Origin of the sequence: Mycobacterium sp. E1747 (assembly GCF_001667775.1) — a bacterium.
GTDB lineage: Bacteria > Actinomycetota > Actinomycetes > Mycobacteriales > Mycobacteriaceae > Mycobacterium.
The window spans coordinates 101456-119295 of sequence record NZ_LZJI01000197.1 but is presented as its reverse complement, the minus strand read 5'-3'; the positions used below and the strand labels follow the sequence as shown (position 1 = coordinate 119295).

At 67.6% G+C, this 17840-nt stretch carries 17 protein-coding genes; 8 read left to right on the top strand and 9 right to left on the bottom strand.

Annotated elements, in window-relative coordinates; translation table 11 throughout:
- Positions 1-113 precede the first annotated feature (113 nt).
- The gene (locus A5695_RS20235) at positions 114-824 is read left to right on the top strand and encodes a TetR/AcrR family transcriptional regulator (RefSeq protein ID WP_068086185.1); all 711 of its coding nucleotides are present in this window, start codon (positions 114-116) and stop codon (positions 822-824) included.
- A gap of 93 nt (positions 825-917) precedes the next feature.
- Complete coding sequence (locus A5695_RS20230) at positions 918-2918, top strand: hypothetical protein (RefSeq protein ID WP_068086183.1); 2001 nt, start codon at positions 918-920, stop codon at positions 2916-2918.
- Between the two features lie 202 nt (positions 2919-3120).
- Here A5695_RS20230 and A5695_RS20225 read toward each other — a convergent pair whose 3' ends face one another.
- Complete coding sequence (locus A5695_RS20225; protein WP_068086174.1) at positions 3121-3483, bottom strand: PAS domain S-box protein; 363 nt, start codon at positions 3481-3483, stop codon at positions 3121-3123.
- Between the two features lie 350 nt (positions 3484-3833).
- Between A5695_RS20225 and A5695_RS20220 the strand changes: the two genes are divergently transcribed.
- Positions 3834-4307, top strand: coding sequence for a DUF1772 domain-containing protein (locus A5695_RS20220; protein WP_082946200.1), 474 nt, complete (start codon positions 3834-3836; stop codon positions 4305-4307).
- Between the two features lie 22 nt (positions 4308-4329).
- Here the strand turns inward: A5695_RS20220 and metG are convergent, their stop codons facing one another.
- Positions 4330-5871, bottom strand: a complete 1542-nt coding sequence (gene metG / locus A5695_RS20215; RefSeq protein WP_068086171.1) for a methionine--tRNA ligase — start codon at positions 5869-5871, stop codon at positions 4330-4332.
- Positions 5872-5890: 19 nt separating this feature from the next.
- Between metG and A5695_RS20210 the strand changes: the two genes are divergently transcribed.
- From A5695_RS20210 to A5695_RS20190, 5 genes are all read left to right on the top strand, one after another.
- Positions 5891-6751, top strand: coding sequence for a TatD family hydrolase (locus A5695_RS20210; RefSeq protein ID WP_068086168.1), 861 nt, complete (start codon positions 5891-5893; stop codon positions 6749-6751).
- A 166-nt stretch (positions 6752-6917) separates the two neighbouring features.
- Positions 6918-8045, top strand: a complete 1128-nt coding sequence (locus A5695_RS20205) for a resuscitation-promoting factor (protein ID WP_197515562.1) — start codon at positions 6918-6920, stop codon at positions 8043-8045.
- Entirely contained in the window at positions 8009-8941 is a 933-nt protein-coding gene (gene rsmA, locus A5695_RS20200; RefSeq protein ID WP_068086157.1) for a 16S rRNA (adenine(1518)-N(6)/adenine(1519)-N(6))-dimethyltransferase RsmA, read from the top strand. The genes A5695_RS20205 and rsmA overlap by 37 nt, the downstream gene beginning before the upstream one ends.
- 63 nt (positions 8942-9004) lie before the next feature.
- Entirely contained in the window at positions 9005-9961 is a 957-nt protein-coding gene (locus A5695_RS20195) for a 4-(cytidine 5'-diphospho)-2-C-methyl-D-erythritol kinase (RefSeq protein WP_197515564.1), read from the top strand.
- A gap of 325 nt (positions 9962-10286) precedes the next feature.
- Entirely contained in the window at positions 10287-11921 is a 1635-nt protein-coding gene (locus tag A5695_RS20190) for a fatty acyl-AMP ligase (RefSeq protein WP_068086150.1), read from the top strand.
- Between the two features lie 82 nt (positions 11922-12003).
- Here A5695_RS20190 and pth read toward each other — a convergent pair whose 3' ends face one another.
- From pth to glmU, 7 genes are all read right to left on the bottom strand, one after another.
- The gene (pth, locus tag A5695_RS20185) at positions 12004-12579 is read right to left on the bottom strand and encodes an aminoacyl-tRNA hydrolase (RefSeq protein WP_068086147.1); all 576 of its coding nucleotides are present in this window, start codon (positions 12577-12579) and stop codon (positions 12004-12006) included.
- Between the two features lie 12 nt (positions 12580-12591).
- Positions 12592-13251 carry a 50S ribosomal protein L25/general stress protein Ctc gene (locus A5695_RS20180; protein ID WP_068086145.1) on the bottom strand — a complete coding sequence of 220 codons (660 nt, stop codon included), beginning with the start codon at positions 13249-13251 and terminating at the stop codon, positions 12592-12594.
- A gap of 134 nt (positions 13252-13385) precedes the next feature.
- The gene (locus tag A5695_RS20175; RefSeq protein ID WP_068086142.1) at positions 13386-14267 is read right to left on the bottom strand and encodes an oxidoreductase; all 882 of its coding nucleotides are present in this window, start codon (positions 14265-14267) and stop codon (positions 13386-13388) included.
- A gap of 25 nt (positions 14268-14292) precedes the next feature.
- Positions 14293-14940 (bottom strand): LpqN/LpqT family lipoprotein, encoded by a 648-nt coding sequence (locus tag A5695_RS20170; protein WP_068086139.1) that lies wholly within the window; start codon positions 14938-14940, stop codon positions 14293-14295.
- The gene (arsC, locus tag A5695_RS20165; RefSeq protein ID WP_068086136.1) at positions 14937-15281 is read right to left on the bottom strand and encodes an arsenate reductase (glutaredoxin); all 345 of its coding nucleotides are present in this window, start codon (positions 15279-15281) and stop codon (positions 14937-14939) included. The genes A5695_RS20170 and arsC overlap by 4 nt, the downstream gene beginning before the upstream one ends.
- Positions 15282-16262, bottom strand: a complete 981-nt coding sequence (locus A5695_RS20160) for a ribose-phosphate diphosphokinase (RefSeq protein WP_068086134.1) — start codon at positions 16260-16262, stop codon at positions 15282-15284. It lies immediately after the preceding gene.
- 100 nt (positions 16263-16362) lie between these two features.
- Complete coding sequence (gene glmU / locus A5695_RS20155) at positions 16363-17829, bottom strand: bifunctional UDP-N-acetylglucosamine diphosphorylase/glucosamine-1-phosphate N-acetyltransferase GlmU (RefSeq protein ID WP_068086131.1); 1467 nt, start codon at positions 17827-17829, stop codon at positions 16363-16365.
- Between the last annotated feature and the right edge of the window lie 11 nt (positions 17830-17840).

Below are 17840 nucleotides of genomic sequence, written 5' to 3'. Positions count from 1 at the left end.
ACCAGACTGCCCGCGGGCCGTGGTCCCGGCTGCTAACGTTGGCGTCTTACGGTGGATGTGAGCCCACATCAATGACTCCGCGCACCCGACGCGACTCCGGAGGTGCAGAGACCATGCCGCGCCAGGTCCGATCCGAAGCCACCCGGCGGAAGATCATCGACGCCGCGATCGAGGTGTTCGGGGAAGTCGGGTATGCCGCCGCCGGGTGGGGGGCGATCATCGAGCGGACCGGGATGACCAAAGGCGCCCTGTATCACCACTTCGATTCGAAGGAATCGCTGGCGTCCGACATCCTGAAGGAAGGTTCCGAGAACCTGCTCACGGCATTTGGGAACGTGTGCAAGTCCTCGTCGCCGGGGCTGGAAAACTTGCTGCACGGAGCCTTCACCATCGTCGTGGTGCTGAACTCGGACAAGACCGTTCGCACGGCCGAGCAATTAGCCTGTGCCTTAAGCGGATTGAACGAGGCCGCCGGGAACTTCTATGCCGACCTGGCAGCAAAGATCGCCGATGAGGCCAGGCGGGCCATCAGCGAGGGAGACCTTCGCAAGGACGTCGACCCCGAAGTGCTCTCGGAGTTCCTGGTCGGAGCTATGTTCGGAACGCGGTTGGTATTCAACGCGGTAACCCGTCGTGAACCCAAGGCCGAAGGCCGCGTCGACATCGGCAGTCGCCTGCGTCAGATCCTGGAGCTGCTGCTGCCCGGCACCGTGACGGAGGCGTCGTTGCCCTATTTTCAGCAGTTCCTCGGTCGCGAAGTCATGCGTCATGCCCCGGCCATCGCGGCCCGTCCCGATGCTGACACGGAGCCCCTGATCGGCTAGAGCGCCACCGTCGGGCGGTCGGGCCGGATGTGCCACACCCGCTTTCGCGTCGTCGAATTGATTGAAGTAATTGCGGCTGACGCGCATTCCACAATGCATACTGTTCCGGTGAAGTACCGGAGACGTCTGGGCAAAGTGGTCGCGCTGGCCGCGGTGGTTGGGTTCTTGGTGATGAGCGCCCCGGCGTCGTGGGGTGCGCCCGGCGACCCGGCTACGGCTGCGGACTCGCCGACCCTGTCGCTTACCGACATCGGCTCGGCTCCCAGTCTGGAGTTCTGGGGTGTGACGAGCACCCAACAGCTGACCGTGCCGGTGCTGCATGGTCTGACACCGACGGCAATGAACGCCACCGTAGAAATGCCGATCAATTTGCGGTCCGGGGTGCTCACGGTCACGCAGGGGGAGCGCACCCTCGCGCGGCTGAATTTGCCCTCGACCGATCAGGCGCCAATCGTCATTCCCCTGGCGGGCGCGGAGGTCAACGACAATTGGCTGACGGTGACGCTGCGTTCCTACTTGGTGCCGTTGGACGGGTACTGCCTCTACCCGTGGAGCCCGCTGCGCCTGACCAACGGGTCGATCACCTACACCGGGGTCGAACTGCCGCCCACCACGGTGGCGGATTTCCTGCCGCCGGTGCTGCGCAAGCTTTCCATCTACCTGCCGCCATCGCCGTCGCCGAACGAGTCCGACACGGCGATCCAACTGGCGGCCTCCACGGCCGCGCACTACGGTCGGCAGACCCCCGAGATAGCCGTGATTCCGCTGGCCGAAGGACAGGCCGCGCCGCCGGCGCCGCCCCAACCGCTAGAACGTCAGATCGTCGTCAAAGAGGGCCCTGACAACGGGCTTTCACTGCAAGGCGTCTCCGGTGTGCCGTGGTTGCTGATGTCGGGGCCACTCGGTCAGTCGGACGAATCGAACACGGCGGTGTTGTTCAACGACGTCTCGCAGTTGGCCCTGTCCTCCAAGGCGGCGGTGGAGCAGCTCAAACCGAGCGTGCAGCAACTCGGCGGCAACGTCGCGCTGCGCGAGTTGGCGCAGCCCGTCCTCAACTCGACGTCACTGCAACCCCGGGTGTCGATTGGAATCGACCAAACCCGGTTCGCCAGATCGGTGCACGACGTGCGCGTGCATCTGCAGGGTTCCTACACTCCGACTCCGGGGAACGTCGGCGGCCAGATCGCCGCGACCATCGGACCCGAAACCATCGACCACTGGGCGACCGACGGCCACGGCACCATCGACCGCTGGATCGACGTGCCGGACCGACTGCTGCAGCGATACACCAGTATTGATTTGGTCCTCGACGTCGCTGCCAACACCGGGCATTGCGGCGACTTTTATACCGTCGGACCGGGGAACCAGCTTCTGACGCTGAATATCAACGGCGACAGCACAATACAGAGCAATCCGGCGGCGCCACCGGTGCCGGACGGTTTCCAATCGTTGCCGCAGTCATTGATGCCCCGGATGCAGGTGGGCATCGAGGCCCACTCGTTGGTCGACACCGTACGGGCGATCAGCGTCGTGGTGGGCCTGCAGCGCATAAGCTCCGTACCGCTCTACACCACGGTCACGACCCCGCAGCAGGCGATCGACTCGTCGGACCCCGCGATAGTGATCTCCGCCGACGGGTGGAACCACTCCAATGTCGCGCTGCCGGTGTCTGCCGGGCCCAGCGGGCCGATCACCGTCAACGCCATCCAATCCGACGGCAAGCCCGCCAAACTCACGCTCGATCCGGATCTCCGGTTCGCCTCTCTCCAAGTGGTTTTCAACCGCGGCCGGTCACTGTTGGTGGCGACATCCAACGGGGCGCAAGGGCAGCTCGACGAGTTGCTGCGATGGCTCGGTAGCGATAACAAGCGCTGGCAACGGCTCAGGGGCGCCGCGGTGGTGTCCGCACCGGGCGGGCAGGACCCGGTGACCGTCGAGCACTCACCCTCGGCCGGCGGTCCGACCGCGGCGTCGCAGGGCCACTCCGACCTCGGCTGGCTGTGGTGGTTCGGCGCGGGCTGGATTGCGGTGGCCATCGTCGGCGGCGGGGTGATCCTATGGCGCACCAGGCGCGAATCACGGCGGCGCCGTTAGCTTCTGCGCGCCTCGCCTAGCGGACCGGAACGCCCCGCTAGGCGAGGTTCCGGCGACGGTGGTCAGTTGAACATCGCGGAATCCTGTGCGGCCATCTTCGCGACGGAAAGGGCGCCAACGGATTTCGCCTTACGCCAATGGTCGGCCGCAGGACTTCGACCACCTCCGGGTGTGATGGTCTCCCGGGCCGGCCGCACCGCCGCTAGCGGTCCTTTTGCCACAGCTGCTCGGTCAGATCCTGGAAAGCCGCGAGCACGAACTGATCGTCGGCGCGCATCGCCGCCGACTTGCTCATCAGGGCGCGCACCACCGAACCGTCCTTGTGCGCCAGTTCGACCACCATGTTCGCCAGGGAATGAACGACGGACAACAACGAATCCGAGGCCGGTGCCTGGTGGAAGATCTGGTGGAACTTCAGCTCCAGCACCTCCTCCCGGTCGTAACCCATCATCTCGGCGAACGCGGCGTTGGAAAACAGGATGGTGCCGCCATTCTCGATGGCCAGCACCGGGATAGGGATCCGCTCGAGCACAACCAGTGCCGGAAGCTGTTTCAGGGTCGTCATCGGCGAGTCACCCTGTTGCCGATTGCGTCGTCGGTCCACCGGCCGATTATGGCGCATAACATAGGCTATACATAGGTCTTCGCCCAGATGCCCGCCCCGGATTGGCGCCATCTTCGTGCCCCCGCGCGCCGAAAGGGTCCCCACTGCGTTCCGGAAGCGTTGCCGGCGCCATCCCAACTCTTGCTCCCCACCCTCGCGCGCCGTGGCGGTGATCGGCCGACGACGGGCGGCGACGTAAGGCGATCCGACTGCCATGCCGATGATGGTTAGCGATGACACAAAAAGTAGCATCGCTATTGCCCGCACGGACCCCGGAGGGTTAGCGTTGCTAGCACTACGGGAGACGAGGAGTGTGCATCATGGTCGCCACCTTGTTCGCGGTCATCGCGGTGCTGGGCACCGGGGTGGTCTACGGCACCGATGTGTTCTGCGCGATGGTGCTGCGGCCCGCGCTGGCCCGCATCGACGATCGGGCCCTGCTCGCGGTATCGGGCAACATCCATCGCTATGGGGACCGCAGGATGCCGGTACCCGGGGTGCTCGGCCTCGCCGGGGCGGCGATGAGCGTCGTATTCGCCGCGGTGTCCGCTCGCTGGCCGCAAGCCGGCGCGGCCGGCGCCGCCGTCGTCCTGCTGCTGGTTTGGCTGCTGATTTACCTTCGGGTGAGCGCGCCGATCAACCGCCAACTCGTCGGCGGCGCGGATCAACCCGAGCGGCCGACGGAAGCCCGTGCGCTGCAACGAAACTGGGACAGGGTGATCACAACCAGGGCTAGCCTGCAGGGGCTGGCCGTCGCGGCGCTGTGCCTGACGATGGTGATGTGAAGTGGAGGGGAATTCCGGGCAGCTAGTCGGCTTGGTAACGCGGGAAGACCCCGGTCGGCGCCGGCAGGGTGGTGCCCGGAGCCAGCCGTTTGTCGATCGCATCGAAGCTGCGTTGTTCTGGCGCCTGGCCGAGCAGATCCAGTAGCTTGCCCGCCGAATCGGGCATCACCGGCTGGATCAGCAGCGCCGCGATGCGAACCGCCTCGCACGTCGTGTAAAGGACTGTCGCGAAACGCTTCTGGTCCGCCTCCGAGTCGCTCTTGCGCAGCACCCACGGCTGCTGGGCGGAGAAATATCGGTTGGCGGCGCCCAGCATCAGCCAGATCGCCTCCAACGCCAGGTGCATCGCCTGGCCGTCGAAGGCGGCGCGCACGCGGTCCAGCAGGGCGTCGGCCGTCGCCAGCAGTTCAGTGTCGTCGGCGGTGAATTCCCCGGGCGTCGGCACCACCCCGTCCAGGTTCTTGGCCACCATGGACAGCGAGCGCTGGGCCAGGTTGCCCAGCTCGTTGGCGAGGTCGGCGTTGATGCGCGTGACGATGGCGTCTTCGCTGTAGCTGCCGTCCTGGCCGAAGGGGACTTCCCGCAACAGGAAATAGCGCAACTGGTCCACGCCGAACGTCTCGGTCAGCGCTACCGGGTCGACGATGTTGCCCACCGACTTGCTCATCTTCTCGCCGCGATTGAGCAGGAACCCGTGCGCGAAAACCCGGCGCGGCAACCCGATCCCGGCCGACATCAGAAACGCCGGCCAGTAGACGGTGTGGAACCGGATGATGTCCTTGCCGATCATGTGCAGGTCGGCGGGCCAGTACCGGCGGAACATCGGCGATTCGGTGTCCGGGTAACCGACCCCGGTCAGGTAATTGGTCAGCGCGTCGACCCACACGTACATCACGTGATCGGGATGGTCGGGCACTTTGACGCCCCAGTCGAACGAGGTGCGCGAGATCGACAGGTCGCGCAGGCCGCCGGACACGAAGCTGACCACTTCGTTGCGGCGCACTTCGGGAGCGATGAAGTCCGGGTTGGCCTCGTAATGGGCCAGCAGCTTGTCGGTATACGCCGACAGCCGGAAGAAGTAGGTCTGCTCCTCGGTCCACGTCACCGGCGTCCCGGTTTCGACGGCGACCCTCGCCCCGTCGACGATGGCGGTCTCCGATTCGACGAAGAACCGCTCGTCGCGCACCGAGTACCAACCGGCGTAGCTGTCCAGGTAGATGTCGCCGGCGGCGTCCATCCGCCGCCAGATCTCCTGCGACGCCACGTGGTGATCGGAATCCGTGGTGCGAATGAACCGATCGAAGGAGATGTTGAGCCTCTCCTGCAGGCGTTGGAACACATCGGAATTCCGCCGTGCCAGCTCGGCGGTCGGGAGGCCCTCCGCCGCCGCCGTCTCGAGCATCTTGAGGCCGTGCTCGTCGGTGCCGGTCAGGAATCGCACGTCGAACCCGTCGAGTCGCTTGAACCGCGCGATGGCGTCGGTGGCGATGTACTCGTAGGCGTGCCCTACGTGCGGATTGCCGTTGGGGTACGTGATCGCAGTGGTGACGTAGAAGGGCCTCATCGAGAGTCCACCTTATTGTGTGCCGGTGAGCTCCAAACCGCGAGAACGCCGAGAACGAGAAGCGCCGCCCGCGCCCGAGCCGCTGGCACCCTTGGTCGACGCCCACACCCACCTCGATGCCTGTGGCGCTCGGGACGCCGAGGACGTGCGCACCATCGTGGATCGCGCCGCGGCGGTCGGGGTGGGGGCGGTGGTCACGATCGCCGACGACCTGGCTTCGGCGGACTGGGTGACCCGCGCCGCCGACTGGGATCCGCGGGTGTACGCCGCGGTGGCGCTGCACCCCACCCGCGCCGACGCGCTGGACGATGCCGCCCGCGGCGAAATCGAGCGGCTGGTCGCACATTCCCGGGTCGTGGCCGTCGGCGAGACCGGCCTGGACCTGTACTGGCCCGGGCGCTTGGACGGGTGCGCGCAGCCGGACACCCAGCGGGAAGCCTTCGCCTGGCACATCGACCTGGCCAAGCGGTGCGGCAAGCCGTTGATGATCCACAACCGGGAGGCCGACGCCGAGGTGCTCGACGTGCTGGCGGCCGAAGGCGCACCGGACACGGTGATCTTCCACTGCTTCTCGTCGGATGCCGCGATGGCCCGTCGTTGCGTGGACGCCGGGTGGCTGCTCAGCCTGTCGGGCACGGCGAGCTTTCGTAACGCCCGCGAGCTGCGGGAAGCAGTCCCGCTGATCCCGCTGGAACAACTGCTGGTGGAAACCGATGCGCCTTTCTTGACGCCGCATCCGTACCGCGGGGCGCCGAACGAGCCGTATTGCCTTCCTTATACTGTCCGGGCGGTCGCCGAACTGGTGGGCCGTCCCGCCGAAGAGCTGGCGCAGGCCACGACGAGCAACGCTCGGCGGGTCTACGGGCTGGCTCCCGGTTAACTCGCCGCACGGGACGATTCCGTTAACGAATTCGCGCCGGAGTTGCTCAACTTTGGCCGGTTCGTTACCGTCTTGTGATCGAAAGGGTGGGGCCTACGGGCCCTTATTTGTCGCTTGGTGCTGATTAGGTCGTTGGAGTAATTGCTGTGGTCGGGATACACGCGCGTTGACAGTATTAACAAAACTTCATCAGACACCGTCGCCGATGTTGCGGCTCGTCGTCGGAGCCCTGCTCCTAGTTCTGGCGTTCGCAGGTGGATTCGCGGTCTCTGCGTGCAAGACGGTGACGCTGACCGTCGACGGCATCGCGATGCGGGTCACGACCATGAAGTCACGGGTCATCGACATCGTGCAGGAGAACGGCTTCGCCGTCGACGAGCGTGACGACCTGTACCCCACCGGGGACGTCAAGGTGCACGACGCCGCCAACATCGTGTTGCGCCGCAGCCGGCCGCTGCAGATCTCGCTGGACGGCCACGACACCAAGCAGGTGTGGACGACGGCGTCGACCGTCGACGAGGCCCTGGCCCAACTCGCCCTGACCGACACGGCCCCGGCCGCGGCCTCTCGTGGTAGCCGGGTTCCGCTGGCCGGGATGGCGCTGCCCGTCGTGAGCGCGAAGACGGTCCGCATCACCGATGGCGGGACGACCCGCACGGTGCACCTGCCGGCCCCCAACGTCGCGGGGCTGCTGAGCGCCGCAGGCACCCCACTCCTCGAGGGCGACCAGGCGATGCCGAGCGCGTCGTCCCCGATCGTCGACGGCATGGAGATCCAGGTGACCCGCAACCGGATCGAGCGGGTGACCGAGCGAATGCCGTTGCAGCCGAACGCCCGTCGGGTCGAGGACCCGGACATGAACATGAGCCGCCAGGTGGTGGAGGACCCGGGCAGCCCCGGCACCCAGGACGTCACGTTCGCGGTGGCCACCGTCAACGGTGTGGAGACCGGCCGGCTGCCGATCGCCAACACGGTGATCACCCCGGCCCGCGAGGCCGTGGTGCGGGTGGGCACCAAGCCCGGCACCGACGTGCCACCGGTCACCAACGGCTCCATCTGGGATGCCATCGCGGGCTGCGAGGCGGGCGGAAACTGGGCGATCAACTCCGGCAACGGCTACTACGGCGGTGTCCAGTTCGACCAGGGCACCTGGGAGCGCAACGGCGGGCTGCGGTTCGCCTCCCGCGCCGATCTGGCGACCCGCGAAGAGCAGATCGCAGTCGCCGAGGTGACGCGCGAGCGTCAGGGTTGGGGCGCGTGGCCCGTGTGCAGCGGAAGAGCTGGTGCGAGCTGACCATCCGGCTGCTCGGTCGCACCGAGATCAGGCGGCTTGCCAAAGAACTTGACCTTCGACCACGGAAATCCCTCGGTCAGAATTTCGTCCACGATGCCAATACGGTCCGCCGGATCGTCTCGACCTCCGGGGTCGGCCGGTCCGACCACGTCCTCGAAGTCGGACCCGGCCTGGGCTCGCTGACGCTGGCGTTGCTGGACCGCGGCGCCACCGTCACCGCCGTCGAAATCGACCCGCTGCTGGCCGACCGGTTGCCGCAGACCGTCGCCGAGCATTCGAACAGCGAAGTACAGCGGTGCGCCGTGCTCAACCGCGACATCTTGACCCTGCGCTCCGACGAGTTGGCCGCGCAGCCCAACGCGGTCGTGGCCAACCTGCCCTACAACGTCGCGGTGCCCGCGCTGCTGCATCTGCTCGCCGAATTCCCCTCGATTCAGACGGTTACCGTCATGGTGCAGGCGGAGGTGGCCGAACGCCTTGCCGCCGAGCCGGGCGGCAAGGACTACGGCGTGCCCAGCGTGAAGGTCCGCTACTTCGGGTCGGTTCGGCGGTGCGGCATGGTGTCACCGACGGTCTTCTGGCCGATTCCCCGCGTGTATTCCGGACTGGTGCGCATCGACCGCTACGCCACCCCGCAGTGGCCGATCGACGAGGCCTTCCGCCGCCAGGTGTTCGAGCTGGTGGACATCGCGTTCGCGCAGCGGCGCAAGACGGCGCGCAACGCGTTCGTCGCGTGGGCCGGCTCGGGCAACGAGTCGGCGAGTCGGCTGTTGGCCGCCAGCATCGATCCGGCGCGCCGCGGTGAGACGCTGTCCATCGACGATTTCGTCAGGCTGTTACGGCGATCGAGCGAGCCGGCCGACACCGCGACCCAACAGCAGGCGTCGCCGAGCTGACAGCGGCGCCGTCGGCGCCGCTGCGTGTGGGTTGGCCGTGGCAGCGATAGTCTGCTGCGGTGGCTGACAATGTCTGACGGCAATACCGCCGCGCAGTGGGTGCCCACCGGGTCGGTCACCGTTCGGGTGCCCGGGAAGGTCAACCTCTACCTGGAGGTGGGCGACCGGCGCGAGGACGGCTATCACGAGCTGACGACCGTCTTCCAGGCCGTCTCCCTGCTCGACGAGGTGACCGTCCGCAACGCCGACGTGCTGTCGCTCGAGCTGGTCGGCGAGGGCGCCGACAAACTGCCCACCGACGAACGCAACCTCGCCTGGCAGGCCGCCGAGCTGATGGCCGAACACGTCGGCCGGGCGCCCGACGTCTCGATCATGATTGACAAATCCATCCCCGTGGCCGGCGGCATGGCCGGCGGCAGCGCGGACGCCGCGGCGGTCCTGGTCGCCATGAACTCGCTGTGGGAACTCAACGTGCCGCGCCGCGACCTGCGCATGCTGGCCGCGCGATTGGGCAGCGACGTCCCCTTCGCGCTGCACGGCGGCACCGCGCTGGGCACCGGCCGCGGCGAGGAACTGGCCACCGTGTTGTCCCGCAACACCTTCCACTGGGTGCTGGCGTTCGCCGACGGCGAGTTGCTCACCCCGGCGGTGTTCGCCGAGCTCGACCGCCTTCGCGGGGTGGGCGACCCGCCCCGGCTCGCCGGGCCGGGCCCGGTGCTGGCGGCCTTGGCCGCGGGCGACCCGGAACAGCTGGCGTCGCTACTGGGTAACGAGATGCAGGCCGCCGCGGTGAGCCTGAACCCGAGGCTGCGTCGCACACTGCGCGCGGGTGTTCAGGCCGGTGCCCTGGCGGGCATCGTGTCCGGCTCGGGCCCCACGTGCGCCTTCCTGTGCTCCTCGGCGGCCTCGGCCGTCGATGTGGGCACCGAAGTGTCCGGAGCGGGTGTGTGCCGCACGGTGCGGGTCGCCAGCGGGCCGGTGGCCGGGGCGCGGGTGGTTCCGGCCCCGACCGAAGTGTGAAAATCGCCCCAAAACGCGCATTTGTTTGGCTGTTCCCTAAGAGGAGTTTAAGATAATCCGCGGTGACGGGTAGCGCTGAGCAAGATCACATATTTTCGTCGTCCGCCGGAGCCTCCGGCGGACGACTGATGAGTCGGGCCCACCAGCGATTTTCGGGCCCGGTCCGCGCGTATCGGGTGACCAGACGCGGGGTAGCCGGCTCATCGCCGATTCGAGACCTAACCGCTGCCCGACTGTGTTTGCGAGCCTGCTGCGAAGTCCTACCCGGTGGGCGGAATATGAAAACTCGGGCGTTGGGGCAAGCGCCGGAACCGAGGAGGTTTGTGTGAGCAGGTTTACCGAGAAGATGTACCGCAATGCCCGCACCGTGACGACGGGCATGGTCACCGGTGAACCCCACGAACCGGTCCGCCACACGTGGGGCGAGGTGCACGAACGCGCCCGCCGCATCGCGGGGGGTCTCGCGGCCGCCGGCATCGGCCTTGGCGACGCCGTCGGCGTCCTCGCCGGTTTCCCCGTGGAGATCGCCCCGACCGCGCAGGGCCTGTGGATGCGCGGGGCCAGCCTGACGATGCTGCACCAGCCCACCCCGCGCACCGACCTGGCCGTGTGGGCCGAAGACACAATGAACGTCATCGGGATGATCGAGGCCAAGGCCGTCATCGTCTCCGAGCCCTTCCTGGTGGCCACCCCCGTGCTCGAGGAGAAGGGCATCAAGGTCCTCGCCGTCGCCGACCTGCTCGCGTCGGATCCGATCGACCCCGTCGACGTCGGCGAGGACGACCTGGCGCTGATGCAGCTGACATCGGGGTCCACCGGTTCCCCCAAGGCCGTCCAGATCACCCATCGCAACATCTACTCCAACGCCGAGGCGATGTTCATCGGCGCTCAGTACGACGTCAACAAGGACGTCATGGTCAGCTGGCTGCCCTGCTTCCACGACATGGGCATGGTCGGCTTCCTGACCATCCCCATGTACTTCGGCGCCGAGCTCGTCAAGGTCACGCCGATGGACTTCCTGCGCGACACGCTGCTGTGGGCCAAGCTCATCGACAAGTACAAGGGCACCATGACCGCGGCGCCCAACTTCGCCTACGCACTGCTGGCCAAGCGGCTGCGCCGCAACGCCAAGCCGGGCGACTTCGACTTGTCGACCCTGCGGTTCGCGTTGTCCGGTGCCGAGCCGGTCGAACCCGCCGACGTGGAGGACCTGCTGGACGCGGGCAAACCGTTCGGCCTGCGCCCGTCGGCGATTCTGCCCGCCTATGGCATGGCCGAGACCACGCTGGCGGTGTCGTTCTCGGAGTGCAACGCCGGCCTGGTCGTCGACGAGGTCGACGCCGACCTGCTGGCCGCGCTGCGCCGCGCGGTGCCGGCCACCAAGGGCAACACCCGCCGGCTGGCCACGCTCGGTCCGCTGCTGCAGGACCTCGAGGCGCGCATCATCGACGAGAACGGTGACGTGATGCCCGCCCGCGGTGTCGGCGTCATTGAGCTGCGCGGCGAGTCGCTGACGCCGGGCTACCTGACGATGGGCGGTTTCATCCCGGCGCAGGACGAGAACGGTTGGTACGACACCGGTGACCTCGGCTACATCACCGAGGAGGGTCACATCGTGGTGTGCGGCCGCGTCAAGGACGTCATCATCATGGCGGGCCGCAACATCTATCCGACCGACATCGAGCGGGCCGCCTGCCGCGTCGAGGGGGTGCGGCCCGGTTGCGCCGTCGCGGTGCGCCTGGACGCCGGCCACTCCCGCGAGACGTTCGCCGTCGCCGTCGAGTCCAACGCCTGGCAGGACCCGGCCGAGGTGCGCCGCATCGAGCACCAGGTCGCCCGCGAGGTGGTGTCCGAGGTCGACATGCGGCCGCGCAACGTGGTGGTGCTCGGGCCGGGCACCATCCCGAAGACACCGTCGGGCAAGCTGCGCCGATCCCACTCCGCGACGCTCGTCACCTAGCGTTGCCCGCGCCGAGCGTGGGGATCAATACGTTTGCGCGCCAAAATCCGTTGCTGAGGTCCACATTCGCCGGCCTGGGCACCTACCAGGCGTGGACGCGGTTCTGCGCCGGCTCCAGCCCGAGTTCGACGAGCAACTCGGTGGCGTCCGCGGCCTGCTCGCAAATGGTGGGCACCTCGCCGCGCTCGGCGGCGGAGAAGTTCTCCAACACGAAGGCCGCCGGGTCTTTGCGTCCCGGCGGTCGGCCGATCCCGATGCGGACGCGCTGAAACTCCTTGGTGCCCAGCGCGGCCGCGACCGAGCGCAGCCCGTTGTGGCCGCCCTCGCCGCCGCCGATCTTCAGCCGGATGCGGCCGAAGTCCAAGTCGAGGTCGTCGTGCACGACGATGATGTCGGCCGGCGTCACCGAATAGAACTTCGCCAGCGGGCCGACCTGGCGGCCGGACTCGTTCATGTAGCAGCGCGGCTTGGCGATCAGGACCGAGTGCCCGGCCAACCGGCCGGTGACCACCTCGGCGCCGGAACGCTTGTGCACCTTGAACATTGAGCCCACTCGGCCGGCGAGTAGGTCGGCGACCATGAAGCCGACGTTGTGCCGGGTGCGGGCGTAGTTGTCTCCGGGGTTGCCCAGGCCGACCACCAGCAACGGCTCGGCCACCTTGCGACCCGCCTACTCGGACTCGTCCGCGGGAGCCTCGGCCGCGCCGGGGACTTCTTCGACGGGGGCTGCTCCGCCCTCGGTGACCTCGCCCGCGCCCTCTTCCTCGAGGTCCTCGGCGGTCGGCGCGACCACCACGTTGACCACCAGCATCTCCGGGTCGGAGATCAGGTTGACGCCCGGCGGCAGGGCGATCTGTCCGGCGGTGAATTGCGTGCCCGGTTCGGCGTCCTCCACCGACACGGTGACGTGCTCGGGAATCGAAAGGGCCTCGGCCTCGATTTCGATGGTGTTGGTGTCCTGGGTGACCAGGGTGCCCGGTACGGCGTCGCCCTCGATGAGGACGGTGACCTCCACGACGACCTTTTCGCCGCGGCGAACGACCAGCAGGTCGGCGTGCTGGATGGTGCGGCGGATCGGGTGGATGTCGAGCGCCTTGGTCAGCGCCAGCTGTTCCTTGCCGTCGATGTCCAGGCTCAGCACGGCGTTGGTGCCCGCGTGGCGCAGCACGGCCGCGAAGTCGTGGCCGGGCAGCTCCAGGTGCTGCGGGTCGGTGCCGTGGCCGTAGAGCACGGCGGGGATTTTGCCTTCGCGGCGGGCCCGGCGCGACGCGCCCTTCCCGGTCTCGGTTCGTACCGTGGCGGTGAGCTGGTTGCCTGCGGATTTGGCCATAGTGTCGCTCCTGTGTGCTCTTCAGTGTGAGGGCACGGCCAGGGTCGCGACAGTTCGTCGGTCTCCGTCGATAACGGTGCTGGCTGACCAGCCACCCTCGCCGTGACGCCCGGTCAGGTTAACGCATGCGCGCCTCAGAGCGGAAATTCGGTGCCGGTGAGCTGCGCGGACAGCTCCCAGAGCGCCCGGGCCATCGCGGGGTCCTGCGCCCGCCGGCTGCGCGCCACCGGTTGGGTGCGGCCCAGCTGCCCGAACCGCGGCCCGACGAACGTGTCGCCGGGCAGGTCCTGCGATGCCGCGTACAGCGTCTGCCGGGCGCCGAAGTCGGCGTCGGTGGCCACCACCCGGGTGACCGCCGACATCATGGTGTCGCCCAGCCTGCGGCCCGAGGCCCCCTGCAGGTTGGTGTGCGAATAGCCGGGGTGGGCGGCCAGCGCGCGCAGCGTCGAACCGGCCGAAGCCAGCCGCCGCTGCAGTTCGCTGGTGAACAGCAGGTTCGCGAGCTTGGATTGACTGTAGGCCAGCCAGGGCGAGTATCGCCGCTTCGTCCAATTCAGGTCGTCGAGGCTGATCCGGCCCGCCCAGTGCGCCATCGACGACACCGTGACGACCCGATCGGTGAGCTTGGGCAGCAACAGGTTGGTGAGCGCGAAATGCCCGAGGTGGTTGGTGCCGATCTGGCTCTCGAAGCCGTCGATGGTCTGGGCATAGGGGGCGGCCATGATGCCCGCGTTGTTGATCAGCACGTCGATCTTGTCGACGCCGTCGGCGAATTCGCGCACCGACGCCAGGTTCTGCAGGTCGAGTGGGCGCACCTCGACCGGACCGGTCTGGGTGCCCCTGATCTGCAGCGCGGCCTGCTCGCCCTTGCGAACGTCGCGGACCGCCATGACGAGCGTGGCGCCCCGGCGCGCCAGCTCGCGGGCCGTGACCGCGCCCAGTCCGCTGTTGGCGCCCGTGACGATGACGGTGCGCCCGGCGAAGGAGGGCAGGTCTGCGGCGGTCCAGTTCGTCATGGTTGACGAGCCTAGTGAACCGCCGCTACTTCGCGGCGACGACGAACCCTCGCATGATCGCCTCGATGTCGGTGGACTGCGCCACCGCCTCGTTGGCCAGCCCGGTGATGGTGAGCTGAACCAGGTATCGCTGCTTGGCGGGCGGCGACCCGGTGGCGATGACGATCCGGTTGAAGCTGTGTAACCGTGTGCCATCCAGGTCGTAGCTGCCCTGGATCATCGACGAGGGAAAACCGTTGTAGGGCGTCGTCGAGGCGTCGAGCTGCTTGAAGTTTTCGAACAGCTGGGCGTCGTCGTTGCCGTGCTGGATCACCTGCGCCGGATCGAAATCGCCGTTCAGCTTGAACACCACAAGCCTGGCGGTCGGATACTTGTTGCCCTTGGAGATCATCAGCGTCTCCGGCGCGATGTGCGGATTGCTCGCCACCGACCAGCCCGGGGGTGTGGGGATCGACACCGTCAGGTCGGGCAGGTTGCCCGGCGCCACCTGCTGGCCGGTGACGCCGATGTTCTGCAGGTATTGCGACAGGGGCACCGGCTTTTCGACCCGCGTGGTAGTAGTCGTCGTGGTCGGAGTCGTCGACCAGATCGATTGATAGTCAGGCGTTTTCGGGCCACACGCAACCGCGGACAGTGTCAGCGCAATGGCCGCGCCCGCGTACCCACGTCTCACAGAATTTCGCGCACCGCGTCGACCGGCCGGGCCAGCCGGGTGCCCTTCGGTGTGACGACGAACGGCCGCTCGATCAGGATCGGGTGTTCGACCATGGCGTCGAGCAACTGGTCGTCGGTCGCATCGGCGAGATTCAATTCGGCGTAAAGCGATTCACGCTTGCGCACCGCGCTTCGCACCTCGATCCCGGCATCGTCGATCATCTTCACCAGTTCGCCGCGCGACGGCGGGTTCTTCAGGTACTCGACTATTTTTGGCTCAATGCCGTTGTCGCGCAACAGGTCCAGCGTCTTTCGGGACGTGCTGCACCGGGGGTTGTGGTAGATGACGGTACCGGCCATCTAGGCGTCTCCGTCGAACAGCCCCGTGACGGAGCCGTTTTCGAAGACGGCGCGAATGGTGCTGGCCAACAGTGGTGCGATTGACAAGACCGTGAGCTGGGGGAAACGCTTCTCCTCGCCGATCGGCAGCGTGTTGGTGACGATCACCTCGCGGGCGCCGGAAGCCACCAACCGCTCGGCGGCCGGGTCGGACAGCACGCCGTGCGTGGCCGCGATGATCACGTCGCCGGCGCCCTCGTCACGCAGCAACTTGACCGCGCCGGCGATGGTGCCGCCGGTGTCGATCATGTCGTCGATCAGCACGCAGGTTCTGCCCTGCACCTCGCCGACGACACGGTTGGACACCACCTGGTTGGGCACCCGCGGGTCGCGGGTCTTGTGAATGAAAGCGAGGGGAACGCCACCCAATGCGTCGGCCCACTTCTCGGCGATCCGCACCCGACCCGAATCGGGGGAGACCACGACCATGTTTCCGTCCGGATAGTTGTCGCCGATGTAGCCCGTCAGCAGGTTCTGAGCGCGCATGTGATCGACCGGCCCGTCGAAGAACCCCTGGATCTGGTCGGTGTGCAGGTCGACCGTCACGATCCGGTCGGCGCCCGCGGTCTTGAGCAGGTCGGCGACCAGGCGCGCCGAGATCGGCTCGCGGCCGCGATGCTTCTTGTCCTGCCGCGCGTAGGGGTAGAACGGCATGACGGCGGTGATCCGCTTGGCGCTGCCCCGCTTGAGTGCGTCGATCATGATCAGCTGTTCCATCAGCCAGTCGTTCACCGGCGCCGGGGCTGACTGCAGGACGAATGCGTCGCACCCGCGGACCGACTCATGGAACCGGACGAAGATCTCACCGTTGGCGAACTCCCGCGCCGTCTGAGCGGTGACGTGGACGTCGAGTTCCTTTGCGACCTGCTCGGCCAACTCCGGGTGCGCACGGCCGGAGAAGAGCATCAGGTTTTTGCGGTTGTCGGTCCAGTCGTGGCTCAACGCACTGCCCTCGCCGTTCGGATCAAAAGTGGATGGCCAATCGTACGTAGCGAATGGTACGGAAATGTGGCCGGGTTACCAGATAGCAAAATCACGATGTCTATTCGGGCCCGGGCGTCTCGGGGTCGGTCTTCGCCGCCTTTTCGGCCGCTTCCGCCGCCGCGCTGCCGGGCCGTTTGCGCTGCACCCAGCCCTCGATGTTGCGTTGCGGGCCGGCGGACACCGCGAGCGCGCCGGGCGGAACGTCGTCGCGAATCACGGTCCCCGCGCCGGTGTACGCCCCGTCGCCGACCGTCACCGGGGCGACGAACATGGTGTCCGATCCGGTGCGCACGTGCGAGCCGATGGTGGTGCGGGCCTTGGACGTGCCGTCGTAGTTGACGAAGACGCTGGACGCTCCGATGTTGCTGTGTTCGCCGATGTCGGCGTCTCCGACGTAGGTCAGGTGCGGAACCTTGGTGCCGGTGCCGATCGTGGAGTTCTTGGTCTCGACGAACGCGCCGAGTTTGCCGTCGTCGCCGAGCACCGTGCCGGGCCGCAGGTAGGCGAAGGGCCCGACCGTGGCGCCGGCACCGATGGACGACGACGTGCCATGGGTCCGTACCACCGACGCGCCGTCACCGACGGTGACGTCGGTGAGTGTGGTGTCCGGGCCGACGATGCAGTGGCCGCCCAGTTGGGTGCGGCCAAGGAGCTGGGTGCCGGGGTGGATGACGGTGTCGCGACCGATCGCGACGTCGACGTCGATCCAGGTGGTCGCCGGGTCGACCACCGTCACCCCGGCCATCTGGTGGGCGGCGACGATCCGGCGGTTGAGTTCGGCGGCCAATTGCGCCAGCTGCACGCGGTTGTTCACGCCCGCCACCAGTGCGCTGTCGCCGACGTGCTGGGCGTGGATGGCCCGCCCGTCGCCGCGCAGGATGGAGATGACGTCGGTCAGGTACAGCTCCTGCTGGGCGTTGTTCGAGCTCAGCCGGCTCAGCGCCGAGCGCAACGCGGGAACGTCGAAGGCGTAGACGCCGGCGTTGACCTCCCGGATCTCGCGCTGGAAGGGCGTCGCGTCGGCGTGTTCAACGATCGCGGTGACCTCGTTGTCCTGGGTGCGCAGGATGCGGCCGTAGCCGGTGGGGTCGTCGAGCGTCGTAGTGAGCACGGTCGCGGCCGCCGATCCGGCGTTGTGCGTCGCGATCAGGTCGGCCAGCGTGTCGGAGTCGAGCAGCGGCGTGTCCCCGGAGGTGACCACGACGACGCCGGCGTAGTCCTCGGGCAGCGCGGACAGGCCGCACCCGACGGCGTGGCCGGTGCCCAGCGGGCGGTCCTGCAGGGCCACCTCGACCGCGCGCCCCAGGCCGTCGGCCCACTCGGCGACCAGCGGCGCGATCCGCTGGTGGTCGTGTCCGAGGACCACGACCAGGTGCTGGGGGGCGACCTTGGTGATCGCGTGCAAAAGGTGGGACAACATGGGGCGCCCGGCGATCGTGTGCAGCACCTTCGGGGTATCCGACCGCATCCGGGTGCCGGGCCCGGCCGCGAGCACCACGACCGCGGTATCACCACGAGACGCCATCAACTCTCCTC

Coding starts and splice junctions, on each gene's coding strand:
- arsC (WP_068086136.1), bottom strand. CDS start 15,281: ATGGCCGGTACCGTCATCTACCACAACCCCCGGTGCAGCACGTCCCGA.
- glmU (WP_068086131.1), bottom strand. CDS start 17,829: ATGGCGTCTCGTGGTGATACCGCGGTCGTGGTGCTCGCGGCCGGGCCC.
- A5695_RS20180 (WP_068086145.1), bottom strand. CDS start 13,251: ATGGCCAAATCCGCAGGCAACCAGCTCACCGCCACGGTACGAACCGAG.
- A5695_RS20235 (WP_068086185.1), top strand. CDS start 114: ATGCCGCGCCAGGTCCGATCCGAAGCCACCCGGCGGAAGATCATCGAC.
- A5695_RS20175 (WP_068086142.1), bottom strand. CDS start 14,267: ATGACGAACTGGACCGCCGCAGACCTGCCCTCCTTCGCCGGGCGCACC.
- A5695_RS20225 (WP_068086174.1), bottom strand. CDS start 3,483: ATGACGACCCTGAAACAGCTTCCGGCACTGGTTGTGCTCGAGCGGATC.
- metG (WP_068086171.1), bottom strand. CDS start 5,871: ATGAGGCCCTTCTACGTCACCACTGCGATCACGTACCCCAACGGCAAT.
- A5695_RS20230 (WP_068086183.1), top strand. CDS start 918: ATGCATACTGTTCCGGTGAAGTACCGGAGACGTCTGGGCAAAGTGGTC.